The sequence below is a fragment of the Pedococcus sp. NPDC057267 genome (assembly GCF_042668795.1).
GTDB lineage: Bacteria > Actinomycetota > Actinomycetes > Actinomycetales > Dermatophilaceae > Pedococcus.
This window is the reverse complement of the sequence record NZ_JBHUYG010000017.1, coordinates 33,742-48,492: the sequence shown is the minus strand read 5'-3', so window position 1 is coordinate 48,492 and position 14,751 is coordinate 33,742. Positions and strand designations below refer to the sequence as shown.

Annotated in this window: 15 protein-coding genes; 6 read left to right on the top strand and 9 right to left on the bottom strand. The window is 72.9% G+C overall.

Translation table 11 applies throughout. From position 1 onward, the window contains the following. Positions 1-127 precede the first annotated feature (127 nt). Complete coding sequence (glmM, locus tag ACFUC1_RS06125; protein ID WP_379117691.1) at positions 128-1,474, top strand: phosphoglucosamine mutase; 1,347 nt, start codon at positions 128-130, stop codon at positions 1,472-1,474. Between the two features lie 75 nt (positions 1,475-1,549). On the opposite strand, the gene lhgO is transcribed toward glmM, so the two are convergent. Next, positions 1,550-2,743, bottom strand: coding sequence for an L-2-hydroxyglutarate oxidase (lhgO, locus tag ACFUC1_RS06120; RefSeq protein ID WP_379117689.1), 1,194 nt, complete (start codon positions 2,741-2,743; stop codon positions 1,550-1,552). Between lhgO and ACFUC1_RS06115 the strand changes: the two genes are divergently transcribed. After that, positions 2,718-3,308, top strand: a complete 591-nt coding sequence (locus ACFUC1_RS06115) for an organic hydroperoxide resistance protein (RefSeq protein ID WP_379117687.1) — start codon at positions 2,718-2,720, stop codon at positions 3,306-3,308. The genes lhgO and ACFUC1_RS06115 overlap by 26 nt on opposite strands. An 8-nt stretch (positions 3,309-3,316) precedes the next feature. Here ACFUC1_RS06115 and ACFUC1_RS06110 read toward each other — a convergent pair whose 3' ends face one another. The 4 genes from ACFUC1_RS06110 to glpX all read right to left on the bottom strand — a co-directional run bounded on the left by ACFUC1_RS06110 (position 3,317) and on the right by glpX (position 7,668). Further along, positions 3,317-3,847, bottom strand: coding sequence for a beta-class carbonic anhydrase (locus tag ACFUC1_RS06110; protein WP_379117684.1), 531 nt, complete (start codon positions 3,845-3,847; stop codon positions 3,317-3,319). Between the two features lie 77 nt (positions 3,848-3,924). Continuing rightward, entirely contained in the window at positions 3,925-5,661 is a 1,737-nt protein-coding gene (locus tag ACFUC1_RS06105) for a fumarate hydratase (RefSeq protein WP_379117681.1), read from the bottom strand. A gap of 49 nt (positions 5,662-5,710) precedes the next feature. Continuing rightward, a complete protein-coding gene (locus ACFUC1_RS06100) occupies positions 5,711-6,628 on the bottom strand; it encodes a carbohydrate kinase (protein WP_379117679.1) in 918 nt (305 codons plus the stop codon). Further along, positions 6,625-7,668, bottom strand: a complete 1,044-nt coding sequence (glpX, locus tag ACFUC1_RS06095) for a class II fructose-bisphosphatase (RefSeq protein ID WP_379117677.1) — start codon at positions 7,666-7,668, stop codon at positions 6,625-6,627. Before glpX ends, ACFUC1_RS06100 begins: the two co-directional genes overlap by 4 nt. 98 nt (positions 7,669-7,766) lie before the next feature. On the opposite strand from glpX, the gene ACFUC1_RS06090 reads away from it, so the two are divergent. Beyond that, positions 7,767-8,327 carry a DUF4245 domain-containing protein gene (locus ACFUC1_RS06090; RefSeq protein WP_379117674.1) on the top strand — a complete coding sequence of 187 codons (561 nt, stop codon included), beginning with the start codon at positions 7,767-7,769 and terminating at the stop codon, positions 8,325-8,327. 20 nt (positions 8,328-8,347) lie between these two features. Here ACFUC1_RS06090 and ACFUC1_RS06085 read toward each other — a convergent pair whose 3' ends face one another. From ACFUC1_RS06085 to ACFUC1_RS06075, 3 genes are all read right to left on the bottom strand, one after another. Then, positions 8,348-8,611 carry an exodeoxyribonuclease VII small subunit gene (locus tag ACFUC1_RS06085; RefSeq protein ID WP_379117672.1) on the bottom strand — a complete coding sequence of 88 codons (264 nt, stop codon included), beginning with the start codon at positions 8,609-8,611 and terminating at the stop codon, positions 8,348-8,350. Positions 8,612-8,621: 10 nt separating this feature from the next. Next, positions 8,622-9,872 (bottom strand): exodeoxyribonuclease VII large subunit, encoded by a 1,251-nt coding sequence (xseA, locus tag ACFUC1_RS06080; RefSeq protein ID WP_379117669.1) that lies wholly within the window; start codon positions 9,870-9,872, stop codon positions 8,622-8,624. Between the two features lie 159 nt (positions 9,873-10,031). Beyond that, on the bottom strand, positions 10,032-10,595 hold the full coding sequence (locus ACFUC1_RS06075; protein WP_379117667.1) for a TetR/AcrR family transcriptional regulator: 564 nt from the start codon (positions 10,593-10,595) through the stop codon (positions 10,032-10,034). A gap of 94 nt (positions 10,596-10,689) precedes the next feature. On the opposite strand from ACFUC1_RS06075, the gene ACFUC1_RS06070 reads away from it, so the two are divergent. The 3 genes from ACFUC1_RS06070 (at position 10,690) to ACFUC1_RS06060 (ending at position 13,570) form a co-directional block, all read left to right on the top strand. Then, a complete protein-coding gene (locus ACFUC1_RS06070) occupies positions 10,690-11,061 on the top strand; it encodes a DoxX family protein (protein ID WP_379117666.1) in 372 nt (123 codons plus the stop codon). A gap of 86 nt (positions 11,062-11,147) precedes the next feature. Then, the gene (locus ACFUC1_RS06065; protein ID WP_379117663.1) at positions 11,148-12,161 is read left to right on the top strand and encodes a 4-hydroxy-3-methylbut-2-enyl diphosphate reductase; all 1,014 of its coding nucleotides are present in this window, start codon (positions 11,148-11,150) and stop codon (positions 12,159-12,161) included. A gap of 122 nt (positions 12,162-12,283) precedes the next feature. Further along, entirely contained in the window at positions 12,284-13,570 is a 1,287-nt protein-coding gene (locus tag ACFUC1_RS06060) for a cytochrome P450 (protein WP_379117660.1), read from the top strand. Here the strand turns inward: ACFUC1_RS06060 and ACFUC1_RS06055 are convergent. Next, positions 13,507-14,703, bottom strand: coding sequence for a DNA recombination protein RmuC (locus ACFUC1_RS06055; protein WP_379117658.1), 1,197 nt, complete (start codon positions 14,701-14,703; stop codon positions 13,507-13,509). The two genes, ACFUC1_RS06060 and ACFUC1_RS06055, sit on opposite strands and share 64 nt — an antisense overlap. Positions 14,704-14,751: the final 48 nt, after the last annotated feature.

Here is a 14,751-nt window from a genome sequence, read left to right as displayed (position 1 = left end):
ACCCGGTTCCACCCGGGTGCCGCCTCCGACGCGTTGGGGGTAGTTTCGCTAGGCGCCTCCCGCCGCCGGCGGGACCCTCGCGCACGCGTATGCCGCGGGCGCACGTTCGTCGAAAGGTTTCCTCTCCATGGCACGACTGTTCGGGACCGACGGGGTCCGAGGGCTGGCCAATGTCGACATCACGGCCGAGCTGGCCCTGGGGCTCAGCGTCGCCGCGGCGCACGTGCTCGGCCGCGAGGCGCGCGAGGCTGGTCGCCGCCCCAAGGCCGTGGTCGGCCGCGACCCGCGTGCCTCGGGCGAGTTCCTGAGCTCGGCCGTGGTTGCCGGGCTCGCCTCCGCCGGCGTCGACGTGCACGACGTGGGGGTGCTGCCGACGCCGGCCGTCGCCTTCCTCACCGCCGACATGGACGCGCACTTCGGCGTCATGCTCTCGGCCTCGCACAACCCCATGCCCGACAACGGCATCAAGTTCTTCGCCGCGGGCGGCCACAAGCTGCCCGACGCCGTCGAGGACGAGATCGCGGCGAGCATGGACCGTGACGGGGAGCGTCCCACGGGTGCCTCCGTCGGTCGCGTGCACCAGAACCGCGCGGGCCAGGCGCGCTACGTCGCACACCTGCTGGAGGCGCTTCCGCACCGGCTCGACGGGCTCAAGGTCGTCATCGACGGCGCGCACGGCGCGGCGTCCGCCGTCTCGCCGGAGGTGTTCCGTCTCGCGGGCGCCGAGGTCGTCGAGATCGGCACCGAGCCCGACGGCCTCAACATCAACGACGGCTACGGCTCGACCGACCTGGACCACCTCAAGGCGGCCGTCGTCGCCAAGGGGGCCGACCTCGGCATCGCGCACGACGGCGACGCCGATCGCTGCCTGGCCGTCGACGCCACCGGCACCGAGGTCGACGGTGACCAGATCATGGCGATCCTGGCCGTCTCCCTGAAGTCCCGGGGTGCCCTCGCCAAGGACACCCTCGTCGCCACGGTCATGAGCAACCTCGGCCTGCTCCAGGCGATGGAGCGCGAGGGCGTCACCGTGCGCCAGACCGGGGTCGGTGACCGCTACGTGCTCGAGGACATGCGGGCCGGCGAGTACACCCTCGGTGGCGAGCAGAGCGGCCACGTCATCTTCCTCGACCACGGCACCACCGGCGACGGCGTCCTCACCGGCCTGATGCTTGCCGCCCGGGTCGCTGAGACCGGCAAGAGCCTCGCCGAGCTCGCCACCGTCATGCACCGGCTGCCCCAGGTGCTCGTCAACGTCAAGGGCGTCGACAAGTCACGGGTGGAGTCCGACGAGGAGCTCCAGCAGGCGGTCAAGGCCGAGGAGGAGGCGCTCGCCGGCTCCGGTCGCGTGCTGCTGCGCAAGTCCGGCACCGAGCCGGTGGTCCGCGTCATGGTCGAGGCCGCCGAGCACGACCAGGCGGCGGCCGTCGCCGACCGCCTCGTCGCGGTCGTCCGGGAGCGCCTCTCGCTCTGACGGCCCCCAGGGGGTCGTGAGGGACGGCCGTGGCCGGGCAGGCCTGCGGGGGCTCGGCCGCGTCCCGTCGGGAGCTCAGGCGTCGGCGGGGACCAGGCCCGCGACGTGGCGGGCGATCTCCAGCGCGCTGGTGGCCGCGGGCGACGGGGCGTTGAGGACGTGCACGACGTTGCCCGAGCGCTCGATGAGGAAGTCGTCGACCAGCGTGCCGTCCGGCTTCATCGCCTGGGCGCGCACCCCGGCAGCCGTGGGCACCAGGTCCTCGTCGCGGACCTCCGGCACGAGGCGGCGCAGGCTCTCGCCGAACTGGTGCCGTGAGGCCGAGCGCAGCATCTCGCGGGCGCCCTCCCGGTAGTAGCGCCGCGCCAGCCGCCAGAAGCCGGGGTAGGAGAGGGTCTGGCGCAGCTCGGCCGGGACGACGGTCCCCCACGTGTACCCCTCGCGCGCGAACGCGAGCACGGCGTTGGGCCCGGCGTGGACGTGGCCGTCCACCCCGCGGGTCAGGTGCACGCCGAGGAACGGGAACGACGGGTCCGGCACCGGGTAGATGAGGTTGCGCACGAGGTGGGCGGCCCCCGGGGACAGCTCGTAGTACTCGCCGCGGAACGGGATGACCTGGGCCGACGGGTGGTGCCCCAGGCGCCGGGCGACCACGTCGCAGTGCAGCCCCGCGCAGGCCACGACGGCCTCGGCCTCGAGGTCGCCCCGGGTGGTGCGCACGACGGTGACGGCGCCGCGCTGGACCGAGGACAGCACCTCGGCCCCGAGCACGAGGGTGGCGCCCCGCGACTCGAGCCGGCGGACGAGGGCCTGGCACACGGCGCCGTAGTCGATGATCCCCGTCGCAGGGATCCGCAGGGCGGCGACGCACTGCACGTGCGGCTCGACCTCGCGGGCCTGCTCGGGCGACAGCTCCTCGACGACGAGGCCGTTCGCCCGGCCGCGGTCCCGCAGGCGGGCCAGCCCGGCCAGCTCGCGGCCCTCGGTCGCGACGACGAGCTTGCCGCAGACCTCGTGGGGGATGCCCTCCTCCCGGGCGAGCTCGATCATCGACTGCGACCCGGCCCGGCACATGATCGCCTTCTGCGACCCCGGGGCGTAGTAGAGCCCCGAGTGGATGACGCCGCTGTTGCGCCCGGTCTGGTGGGCGGCCCACGTCGGCTCCTTCTCCACGACGGTGACCTCGGTGCCCGGCTCGCGTGACAGCCGCTCGGCGACCGCGAGCCCGACGATCCCACCACCGATGACGACGACCCTGCGTGCGGACATGGAGGCAGCGTATGCCGGGGTGCGGGTGCGCGAGGTCCGGCAGGTGGTGGATCCGGCGCGCGCCTCGGTGGCCCCGCGCCCACGGCTCCGACGGGCCCGTGGTGGGATGGGCTCGACCACCCACCCGAGACGGAGGACGCCCATGCCGTACGAAGCCCTGACCTCGACCCTCTACACGACTGCGGCCACCGCCAAGGGCGGCCGCGGGGGCCACGTGCGCAGCGAGGACGGGGTGCTCGACCTCGAGCTCGGCAAGCCGGGCTCCAAGGCGAACCCCAAGGCGAACCCCGAGACCCTGTTCGCAGCCGGGTACGCGGCGTGCTTCGGCAACGCGATCCTGTCGATCGGGCAGGCGCAGGGCCTCGACGTCTCGGAGTCCACCGTCACCGCCGAGGTCAGCCTGGGCAACACGGAGACGGGAGTCGGGCTCGCCGTGGCCATCACCGCGCACCTGCCGGGGCTGGACCAGCAGGTGGCGCAGAAGGTCGTCGAGGCGGCCCACGAGCGGTGCCCGTACTCCAAGGCGACCCGCGGCAACATCGACGTCACCGTCAGCGTCGGCTGACGCCGGCGTCAGGCCAGCTGCTGGAGCAGTCCGCTGTCGACGTCGTAGAGGAAGCCGCCCACCGCGACCGACTCGGGGACGAGCGGGTGGGTCCGCACGGCGCGCACGTCCTGGAGCAGGGCGGCCCGCTGGTCGGTCACCACGTTGAACTGCTGCCACGAGGCGTCCTGCCCGGCGGAGGCGCCCACCCGCTCGCGGAGCTCGGCCTCGCTGTTGGAGGCCATGGCGCACCGGGTGTGCGGGACGACGAGGACGCGCTTGACGTTCAGCAGGTGCACCCCGAGGACGATCGCCTCGAGGGCAGCCGCGGTGACGCGGCCACCGGGGTTGCGGAAGATCTTGGCGTCGCCCGGCTTGAGGCCGACGAGCCGCAGCGGGTCGATCCGCGAGTCCATGCACGTCACGATGGCGACACCCGCGTGGGCGATGCCGTCGAAGCCGCCCGTGGCGAACTCGGTCTCGGCGTACGTCCGGTTCGCCTCGAGGAGGTCGTCGAAGCCCGGTGCGACAGTAGGCGATCCGGTTCCAGCGTCGGTCACAGCAGCACTCTCCTTGGTCGTCGGGGTGGGGTGGTGGTGAGGGTCGTGGTCGGTCGTCGGGGCCGGCCCGGCGGGCGTCAGAGCAGGCCGGGGCGCTTCGGGATGGACATGGCCATCGGCTTCGTCGTCGTGGCGAAGAAGTCGTTGCCCTTGTCGTCGACGACGATGAAGGCGGGGAAGTCCTCGACCTCGATCTTCCAGACGGCCTCCATGCCGAGCTCGGGGTACTCGAGCACCTCGACACTCTTGATGCAGTCCTGGGCCAGGCGCGCGGCGGGGCCGCCGATCGAGCCGAGGTAGAACCCGCCGTGGGTGGCGCATGCGTCGGTGACCTGCTTGCTGCGGTTGCCCTTGGCCAGCATCACCATCGAGCCGCCGGCGGCCTGGAACTGCTCCACGTAGGAGTCCATCCGGCCGGCGGTGGTGGGACCGAAGGAGCCACTGGCATACCCCTCGGGTGTCTTGGCCGGGCCCGCGTAGTACACCGCGTGGTCCTTGAGGTACTGGGGCATGCCCTCGCTCGCGTCGAGGCGCTCCTTGATCTTCGCGTGTGCGATGTCGCGGGCGACGACGAGCGGGCCGGTGAGGGACAGCCGCGTCTTGACCGGGTACTTCGTGAGCTCGGCGAGGATCTCGTCCATGGGCCGGTTGAGGTCGATGCGGACGACGTCGTCCTCGCCCTCGAGGTGCTCCTCCGTCGTCTCGGGGAGGAACCGCGCGGGGTCCTTCTCGAGCACCTCGATGAACACGCCCTCGGGGGTGATCTTGCCCAGGGCCTGGCGGTCGGCCGAGCAGGACACCGCGATCGCGACGGGCAGCGAGGCGCCGTGGCGGGGGAGGCGCACGACGCGGACGTCGTGGCAGAAGTACTTGCCGCCGAACTGGGCACCGATGCCGAAGTTGCGGGTCAGCTCCAGGACCTGCTCCTCGAGCTCGGTGTCGCGGAACCCGTGGGCCGCCATGGACCCCGAGGTCGGGAGGTCGTCGAGGTACTTCGCAGAGGCGTACTTGGCCGTCTTGAGCGCGAACTCGGCGCTGGTCCCGCCGATGACGATGGCCAGGTGGTACGGCGGGCAGGCGGCGGTGCCGAGGGAGCGCAGCTTCTCGTCGAGGAAGGCGAGCATGCGCTCGGGGTTCAGGATCGCCTTGGTCTCCTGGTAGAGGAACGACTTGTTCGCCGAGCCGCCGCCCTTGGCCATGAACAGGAACTTGTATGCCGTCTCGTGCCCGGGCGCGGTGTCGGCGTAGAGCTCGATCTGCGCGGGGAGGTTGGAGCCGGTGTTCTTCTCCTCCCAGGTCGTGATCGGCGCCATCTGGGAGTAGCGCAGGTTGAGGCGGGTGTAGGCGTCGAGGACGCCCTGGCTGATGGCCCGCTCGTCGGTGCCCTCGGTGAGCACGTGCTGCCCGCGCTTGCCCATGACGATCGCGGTGCCGGTGTCCTGGCACATGGGGAGGACCCCGCCGGCGGCGATGTTGGCGTTCTTGAGCAGGTCGAGCGCGACGAACTTGTCGTTGTTGCTCGCGTCGGGGTCGTCGACGATCCGGCGCAGCTGGGCCAGGTGGGCGGGGCGAAGGTAGTGCGCGATGTCGTGCATGGCCGTCTCGGTGAGCAGGCGCAGCGCCTCGGGCTCGACCTGGAGGAAGGTGCGGCCGCCCGGGCCCTCGACCGTGCTGACGCCCTCGGTGGTGAGCAGGCGGTACTCGGTGCGGTCCTTGCCGATCGGCAGCAGGTCGACGTACTCGAGGCCGGGCGTGGGGTCCTTCGGCTCGGTCCCGGCGGTCACGGGTGCTGCGTCGGTGTCGGTCTGGGCCATGGTCTGCTCGGTGCTCCTTCGTCGTCGCGTGCGGCCGTGGCCGCGCGGGTCACAGCTCGTCGAGGCTGGGCGCGTACGCCCCGGCCCGTCCGACCGTCACACCGCTGGTGGCCTCGCCGCGCTCCACGGCGGGCCGCACGTCCTCCAGTGTCGCGTGCCGCAGCCGGTCGCGGGCACCGGGGTCCCCGAGCAGCCCGGCGACCACCAGGCCGGACACCAGCCCGGCCATGAAGGAGTCGCCGGCGCCCACGGTGTCGACGACGCGCTCGGCCACTGCGGGCACGCGCTCCACACCCTCGCCGGCCGCCACGCGGTAGGCCACGCCGTCGGCCCCCAGCGTCACCAGGGCGAGCAGGGCGCCGAGCGAGACCCAGTGCGCCATGACCTGCTCCGGCGTGCGCCCGGGGTAGAGCAGCTCGAGGTCGTCCTCGCTCGCCTTGACGACGTCGCTGAGGGCGACCAGCTCCTCGACCCGCGCCCGGACCGCGTCCAGGTCACCCATGATGCTGGGCCGGATGTTCGGGTCGTAGGAGGTCGTGCCGACCTCGCGGACCGCGCGCATGAGCTCGGTCACCGAGGCCGCGCCCGGCTCGAGGACGGTGCCGATCGAGCCGGTGTGCAGGTGGCCCGTGCCCTGCGGGAGGGGGATGGACGGGAGGTCCCAGTGCAGGTCGAACTCGTAGGTCGCCGCGCCCGACGCGTCGAGCGTCGCCACCGCCGTGGACGTGCGGTCCTCGCCGAAGCTCTCGGCCAGGAGCGTGACACCGTGGCGGCGCAGGTGTGCTGCGATGCGCTCGCCGCGCTCGTCGTGGCCGAGCCAGCAGGCGAAGTCGACGGGGTGGTCGAGCCGGGCCAGGCCGACGGCCACGTTGGCGGGGCTGCCCCCGACGTGCTCGACCGGCTCGCCGCTGCCGTCGACCACGATGTCGACCAGGGCCTCCCCGACGACCAGCAGCCGCGGGTTCATGCCCGACCTGCCGCGGCGCGCTCGAAGTCGATGGCGGAGTAGGCGCGCAGCTTGGCGAGCTGGTGGTGGCTCTCGATGATGCGGATCGTCCCGGACTTCGACCGCATGACCAGCGAGTGGGTGGTCATGCCGCCCGCGCGGTAGCGGACACCTCGCAGAAGCTCGCCGTCGGTGATGCCGGTGGCGACGAAGAAGCAGTTCTCCCCACGGACGAGGTCGTCGGTCGACAGCACGCGGTCGAGGTCGTGCCCCGCGTCGACCGCCCGCTGGCGCTCCTCGTCGTCCGTGGGCCACAGCCGACCCTGGATGACGCCACCGAGGCACTTGATGGCGCAGGCGGTGATGATGCCCTCCGGCGTGCCGCCGACGCCCAGCAGGAGGTCGATGCCGGTGTCGTCGCGGGCCGCCATGATCGCGCCGGCGACGTCGCCGTCGGAGATGAACCGCAGGCGGGCGCCGGCCTCGCGCACCTCCTGGGCGAGCTTCTCGTGGCGGGGCCGGTCGAGCATGACGACCGTGACGTCCTCGACGCCCTCCTTCTTGGCGCGGGCGATGCGCTTGACGTTCTCGGCGACGGGCAGCCGGATGTCGACGACGTCGGCAGCCTCGGGACCCGTGACGAGCTTGTCCATGTAGAAGACGGCGCTGGGGTCGTACATCGCGCCCCGCTCGGCGACCGCGAGCACGGAGACGGCGTTCGACTGGCCCTTGGCGGTGAGCGTCGTGCCGTCGATGGGGTCGACCGCGACGTCGCACTCGGGGCCGTTGCCGTCGCCGACCTCCTCGCCGTTGAACAGCATCGGCGCGTCGTCCTTCTCGCCCTCGCCGATGACGACGACGCCCTTCATCGAGACGGTCGAGATCAGGGTGCGCATGGCCTCCACGGCCGCGCCGTCGGCGCCGTTCTTGTCACCCCTGCCGACCCACCGTCCGGCGGCCATGGCGGCGGCCTCGGTGACCCGGACCAGCTCGAGGGCGAGGTTCCGGTCCGGCGCCTCCCCACCCACACGGAGGGACGAGGGCAGGTGCTGCTCGGACATGCATCGATCCTTCACGCGGCGTCGGGGAAGTGGCACCGAGCCTATCGGGGCGCGGGGGCGGTTGGCGCCCGGCAGCCACCGTCAGGGACGATGGTGCCGTGAGCACCCCCGCCCCCCGCAGTTCCTACGCCAACGGGTCCGTGGCCAACATGATCCGGTCGATGCTCGTCGTGGGCGCGATCGTCGCGGTGCTCATCGCGGTCGTGCCGCGGGTCAACCAGGTCAGCCAGCCCCCGGTCGACGTGTCCTCGGTGGCCACGCAGGTCGCCGCCGACACCAAGTGGCCCATCGAGGTGCCGCAGGGGCTGCCCGATGGCTGGAAGGCGACGAGTGCCCGCTACGTCCGCTCGACCGACGGCCTGATGACGTGGCACGCCGGGTACCAGTCGCCCACCGGCAACTACGTCGCCGTCGAGCAGACCAAGGACGCCACCGCGGGTTGGCTGGCGGCACAGACCAACCGTGCCCGGGAGACCGGGCAGACCCAGGTCGGCGGCCTCACCTGGGGCACCTACGTGCGCAGCGGCAAGGTGCAGAACAGCCTGGTGCACAAGGCCGGGTCCCCCGGTCAGCTCACGACGATCGTGACCGGCACGGGCACCTTCGCCGAGCTCTCGACCTTCGCCGAGGCCCTGAAGCCGGTCTCCGGCACGAGCTGACCCGCCGTCGCGGCCACGGGTCAGTCGCCGGGGCGCGCCTCGTCGACCTCCGCGAGGGCGGACTCGGCGCCGTCGAGCCAGGTGCTGCAGTGCGCGGCCAGGGCCTCGCCCCGCCGCCACAGCCGCATGCTCTCCTCGAGCCCGCTCTGGCCGCCCTCGAGCTGGGCGACGATCGAGATCAGCTCGTCGCGGGCGTCCTCGTAGGACAGCACGGCGACGTCGGGGAACTCCGCCTGCGCCGAGGTGTCGTCCGCCGGTGCTGCTGCCTTCTCGTTCCTGGCCATGGCGGCAACCCTAGGACAGCCCGGCGACGCGGACGCCGAAGTCCCCACGTGCGACCCGCACCCGCAGCAGCTCGTCGACCTCGAGCTCGGCCTGGTCGAGCACGACGCGGCCGTCGCGGTGCTGCACCACGGCATACCCGCGCTCGAGGGTGGACTGGGGCGAGAGGGCGCGCACCTGTGCCCGGAGGTGGCCCACCTGGTCGCTCGCACGGTGCACCGCCGCGAGCACTCTGTGGCGCGCACGGTCGCGCAGCGCGTCGAGCTCGCGGCGGCGGACCTCGAGCATGGCGGACGGGTCGGCCATCACCGGCCGGGAGCGGACCGCGACGAGGTGGCGTCGCTCGGCCTCGACGCGACGGCGCAGGGCGCCACGGGCGCGCTCGGCCGCCTGCCTGACGCCCTCGCGCTCGGCATGGGCGTCGGGGACGACCCGCTTGCCGGCATCGGTGGGCGTCGAGGCCCGCCAGTCGGCGACGTGGTCGAGCAACGGGGTGTCGACGTCGTGGCCGATCGCGGAGACGACCGGGGTCCGCGCCGCGGCGACGGCGCGGACGAGTGCCTCGTTGCTGAACGGCAGGAGGTCCTCGACCGACCCGCCGCCGCGGGCGATGACGACGACGTCGACGTCGGGGTCGGCGTCGAGCTCGGCCAGGGCCGCGGTGACCTCCTGGACGGCTGTGGGGCCCTGGACCGCGACCTCGCGGATGGCGAACCGGACCGAGGGCCAGCGGCGCCGGGCGTTCTCGACGACGTCCTTCTCGGCCGCGCTCGCCCGCCCGCACACGAGGCCGACCGTCCGCGGCAGGAAGGGCAGCGGCTTCTTGCGGTCGGCGTCGAAGACGCCCTCGGACGCCAGCAGCTGCTTGAGGTGCTCGACCCGGGCGAGCAGCTCGCCGACGCCGACGGGCCGGATCTGCCGGGCGTCGAGCATGAGCGAGCCGCGCTGGGTCCAGAACACCGGCTTGGCCTGCAGCACGACGCGCGCGCCCTGGCTGAGCGGGGTCGGCATGGCGTCGAGCGCGTTCACCTGGATCGCGACCGACAGGGACATGTCGACGTCCGGGTCGCGCAGGGTGAGGTATGCCGTGCGAGCGCCGGGGCGGCGGGTGAGCTGGACGACCTGTCCCTCGACCCACAGCACCGACATCTTCTCGACGTACTCGGCGATCTTCATGCTGAGCAGGCGCACCGGCCAGGGCTGCTCGGGGGAGGTGTCGGCGGCACGGTCCGGCAGCGGGGCGCGCTGGGCGGGGCTGCTCACGGCGCCAACTCTAGGAGGTGGCGGGGACGCCGGTCGGCAGCACGCCGGGGCCTCGTCAGCGGGTCTGGCGCCGGCGGCGGGCGCGGATCATCGCCCGCTGGAGCCGCGCCGGGTCCACGGGGGGCGGCAGGGTGGTCGCGCCGTGGGGCCGGCACCCGTCTAGGAAGAGCAGGGCGTGCCGCCGCCAGGCGTCCGGGGCGTCGTCACGGGTGGCCGCGATGATCCCGGCCAGGGCGAAGGACAGCACCGGCAGGTCGTCCACGCTGAAGTCGGGGCGCAGGCCCCCGCCTCCTTCGCCCGTTCGAGCACCGCGAGGACGGTCTCGAAGCTGGGCGGCACGGCGTCGCCGCTGCAGTGCCGCACCGGCGTCGAGGCCTGCACGAGGTGGGCGAAGCCGAGGTTCTCCGCGGCGAGCCCACCGACGCCCAGCACGAGCGCGGCGAAGCCCTCCCAGGGGTCTGGTTCGGCGAGGGCCTGCTCCGCGTTGCGCCGGTAGCGTTCGAGCACGTCGTCGAAGGCCGCCGCGATGAGGCTGTCCCGGTCCGGGAACCGGCGGTAGAGCGTTGCGATGCCCACCCCGGCCTGCTCGGCCACGCGGGTGAGCGGCGCTGCCACCCCCTCCTCGCCGAACACCTGCTGGGCGGCCGACACGAGCCTGGCTCGGTTCCCGGCCGCGTCCGCACGCAGCCGCCGGTCCCCACAGGCCGGCCCGGACGACGACATGCCCCGAGTCTAAGTGGAATACACACTCCGCCTGTCGCGTTGTCGAGGTCAGCCGAGTGGAGGGCCGTGTCCACTTGTCCGAGAGGAGGACGCCGTGAACGTCGTGGTGTGGGTCGTGCAGGTGGTCCTGGCCCTGTTCTTCGCAGCCGCGGGCCTGGTCAAGCTGTCGCGTCGCAAGGAAGAGCTGCGCCAGCGGATGGCCTGGGTCGACGACTTCTCCCAGGGGACCGTCCGCCTCATCGGGGCCGCGGAGGTGCTGGGCGCGCTGGGACTGGTGCTGCCGGCGGCCACCGGGGTCGCCACCTGGCTCACGCCTACCGCGGCCCTCGGCCTCGTCGTGGTCATGCTCGGCGCCATCGCCACCCACCTGCGACGGCGCGAGCCGCAGGTACTGCCGGTGAACGTCGTGCTCCTGCTCCTCGCGGCCTTCGTCGCCTGGCAGCGGTTCGGCCCACACCCGCTCTGACGCGCCCCGACGCGCCCGACACGTGCGGTGGCGGCGCCCTGACGGGCGGTTCTCCCCGGTGCGGACGCCCAACCTACGATGGAGCCATGAGCGAACCGACCAAGCGAGTGCTGCTGGCCGCCCCGCGGGGATACTGCGCGGGCGTCGACAGGGCCGTCGTCACGGTCGAGAAGGCGCTCGAGCTGTACGGGCCGCCCGTCTACGTCCGCAAGCAGATCGTGCACAACAAGCACGTGGTCTCGACGCTGGAGAAGCGGGGAGCGGTGTTCGTGGAGGAGACCGACGAGGTGCCCGAGGGCGCCACGGTCATCTTCTCCGCGCACGGCGTGGCGCCGGTCGTCCACGAGGAGGCCAAGGCGCTCAGCCTGCGCACGATCGACGCGACCTGCCCGCTGGTCACCAAGGTGCACCGCGAGGCCGTCCGGTTCGCCGACGCGGACTTCGACATCCTGCTCATCGGCCACGAGGGGCACGAGGAGGTCGTCGGGACGTCGGGTGAGGCCCCGGAGCACATCACGCTCGTGGACGGGCCGGACGACGTCGCGAACGTCAGCGTGCGCGACCCGGAGAAGGTGGTCTGGCTGTCCCAGACCACGCTGTCCGTGGACGAGACCATGGAGACCGTCCGCCGCCTGCGGGAGCGGTTCCCGGCGCTGCAGGACCCGCCCAGCGACGACATCTGCTACGCCACGCAGAACCGCCAGCTCGCCGTGAAGCAGATGGCGCCCGACTGCGACCTCATGCTCGTGGTCGGCTCGCGCAACTCGTCCAACTCGGTGCGCCTCGTCGAGGTGGCGCTCGAGCACGGGTCCCGTGCAGGACACCTGGTCGACTACGCCGACGAGATCGACGAGGCATGGCTCGACGGGGTCACCACGGTGGGCGTCACGTCGGGTGCCTCGGTGCCGGAGGTCCTCGTCCGGGACGTGCTCACCTTCCTGGCCGAGCGTGGCTACGCCGACGTGCAGCCGGTCGTCGCGGCGGAGGAGAGCCTGCTCTTCGCGCTGCCCAACGAGATCCGGCGCGACCTCAAGGCCAACGGCATGAGTGACAAGATGCGCCACGACGGTGCGTTCGAGGAGTCCGGCTCGCTGCACTGAGCCGGCGGGGCGCCCTCCGGCGTCCGTCGCAGCTCGTGAGCCCAGAACCCGCTGCGCGACCCGTCCGGCGACTCGTCGCGAAGTGCCGGAGGAGACGCGGCCCGCGCCGGTACCGTCGTCCCATGATCGGGTTGGCTGACGCGCGAACCAGGATGACGAGGCGGCTCGTCGCGCGGGCGACCGGTGGGGGTCCGGTGGACCTGAGCACGCTCGAGGCCGTCCCGCGCCGCCTGCTGCGCCCGCTGCGGCGCACCGGCCTCGACCCCGTGCCCCGGCTCGGGCGCACCGCACCGGAGCCGGTGCACCGCCTCGCGCACATGTTCGGGATGAACATCTGGCTCGTCTCCGGCCACGCCGAGGCCAAGGCCGTCCTGGCCGACCAGGCGAGCTTCAGCAACGACATCAGGCCCTACGTCGGGATGGCGGGCTCCCGCGTCGGGGGCCTGGGGTTCACCGACCCGCCCGAGCACACGCGGCTGCGCGCGCTGCTCACCCCGGAGTTCACCATGCGCCGCATCGAGCGGCTGGCGCCGCGGGTGGCGTCGATCGTCGACGCCCAGCTCGACGCGATGGCCGCCGACGGCCCGGTCGTCGACCTCGTCGAGCACTTCGCCTTCCCGGTGCCCTTCCTCGTCATCTGCGAGCTGCTCGGCCTGCCCGTGGAGGACCGCGAACGCTTCCGCGCGCTGAGCCACGCCCGCTTCGACGTGACCTCCGGCGGCTCGGGCGCGTTCGGTGCCATCTCCGAGAGCCAGGAGTTCCTGCTGGAGGCCACCCGTCGCCAGCGCCGGGAGCCGGGTGACGGCCTGCTCGGCCGGGTCATCGCCGCGCTCGGTGACGACGTGTCGGACGAGGAGATCGCGGGTCTCGCCGACGGCGTCTTCACGGGCGGGTACGAGACGACCGCCAGCATGCTGGCCCTCGGCTCGCTCGTGCTGCTGCGCGACCGCCGGCACTTCGACCTCGTCCGCGACGACGAGAGCTCGACCGACCGCGTCGTGGAGGAGATGCTGCGCTACCTCACGGTCGTGCAGATCGCCTTCCCCCGGTTCGCGAAGACCGACGTCGACCTCTTCGGCCAGAGGATCGCCAAGGGCGACGTCGTCATCGCAGCCCTCAGCCGGGCCGACCGAGACTCGCGGGTCGGTCCCGACCTCGACACCTTCGACCCGGACCGGCCGCCGTCCCCGCACCTGGCGTTCGGGCACGGGTTCCACCGCTGCGTCGGTGCGGAGCTGGCGCGCCTGGAGCTGCGCACGGCCTTCCCCCGCCTCGTGCGGCGGTTCCCCGAGATGGCGCTCGCGGTCGAGCCCTCGGACCTGCGCTTCCGCGACCAGTCGATCGTCTACGCGGTCGACTCCCTGCCGGTCCAGCTCGGCCCTTCGTCGGGCACGTCGAGGGTCAGCTGAGGGCGGTCGTCCTCGGCCGTCGCGGCCTCGATGAGCTCCATCGCGGTGAGCACCCGCGGGCCGGCCTCGACCGGCGAGGTGACCGGCAGCCGGTCCTCGACCACTCCGAGCGTGTGCATCCGACGCGCAGAAACCAGCACCCGCGACTCCAACGCCCCCACCATCTGGTTGTAGGCCTCCACCGAGCGCTGCAGCGACCCGCCCATGCGGGAGACGTGGCTGCCGAGCGTGCCCAGCCGGTCGTAGAGCTCGCGCCCCACGGCCATCAGCTCGCGCGCTCCCGCGGTGAGTGCGTCCTGCTGCCAGGTGAACGCCACCGTGCGCAGCAGGGCCAGCAGCGACCCGGGGCCGACCAGCACGACCCGTCGGGCCATCGCGGTCTCGTGCAGGCTCGGGTCCGCTGCCAGGGCAGCGGAGAGCATCGCCTCGCTCGGGACGAAGCAGACCACCATCTCCGGGGAGGTCTCGAACGCCGACCAGTAGTCCTTCTCGGCGAGGCCGCGCACGTGCGAGCCGAGGTGGGTGGCGTGCTCGCGCAGCAGCCGGGTGCGCTCCTGCGCGTCGAGGTCGTCGGCCTGGGCCTTGAGGAACGCCACCATCGGCGCCTTGGAGTCGACGACGAGGAACTTGTCCCCGGGCAGCCGGACGACGACGTCGGGTCGCACCTGGCGGGCGTGCCGGCTGACCCGGCTCACCTGCTCCTCGAAGTCGCAGCGGGCGAGGAGCCCTGCGTGCTCGAGCACCCGGCGCAGCTGCACCTCACCCCATGCCCCCCGCACGGTGGACGCGTTGAGCGAACCCGCCAGGCTCTGGGTCTGCCGGTCGAGGGAGCTGGTCGACGCCTGGACCTGTGCGATGGTCTGCTCGAGGGCGGCGAACTGGCTCGTGCGGTCGCGCTCCAGCACTCCGACCTGCTGCTCCACCCGGCGGAGGGCGTCGCGCAACGGGGCCAGGGCGGCGGCCGTCTGGGCGTCGTCGGCGACGGTCGCCTCGAGGTCGACCACGCGCTCGCGGAGCAGGTCGGCCTCGGTGCGCGCGGACGCCACCCGGGCGGCCGCTGCCGACCGGGCGAGCCACGCCCCGAGCCCGCCGCCCAGGACCAGACCGACCACGAGGGTGAGCACGAGTTCCATGCCGGCGACCATGCCACCTGCCACCGACACGGACCCACCGATAGCGTC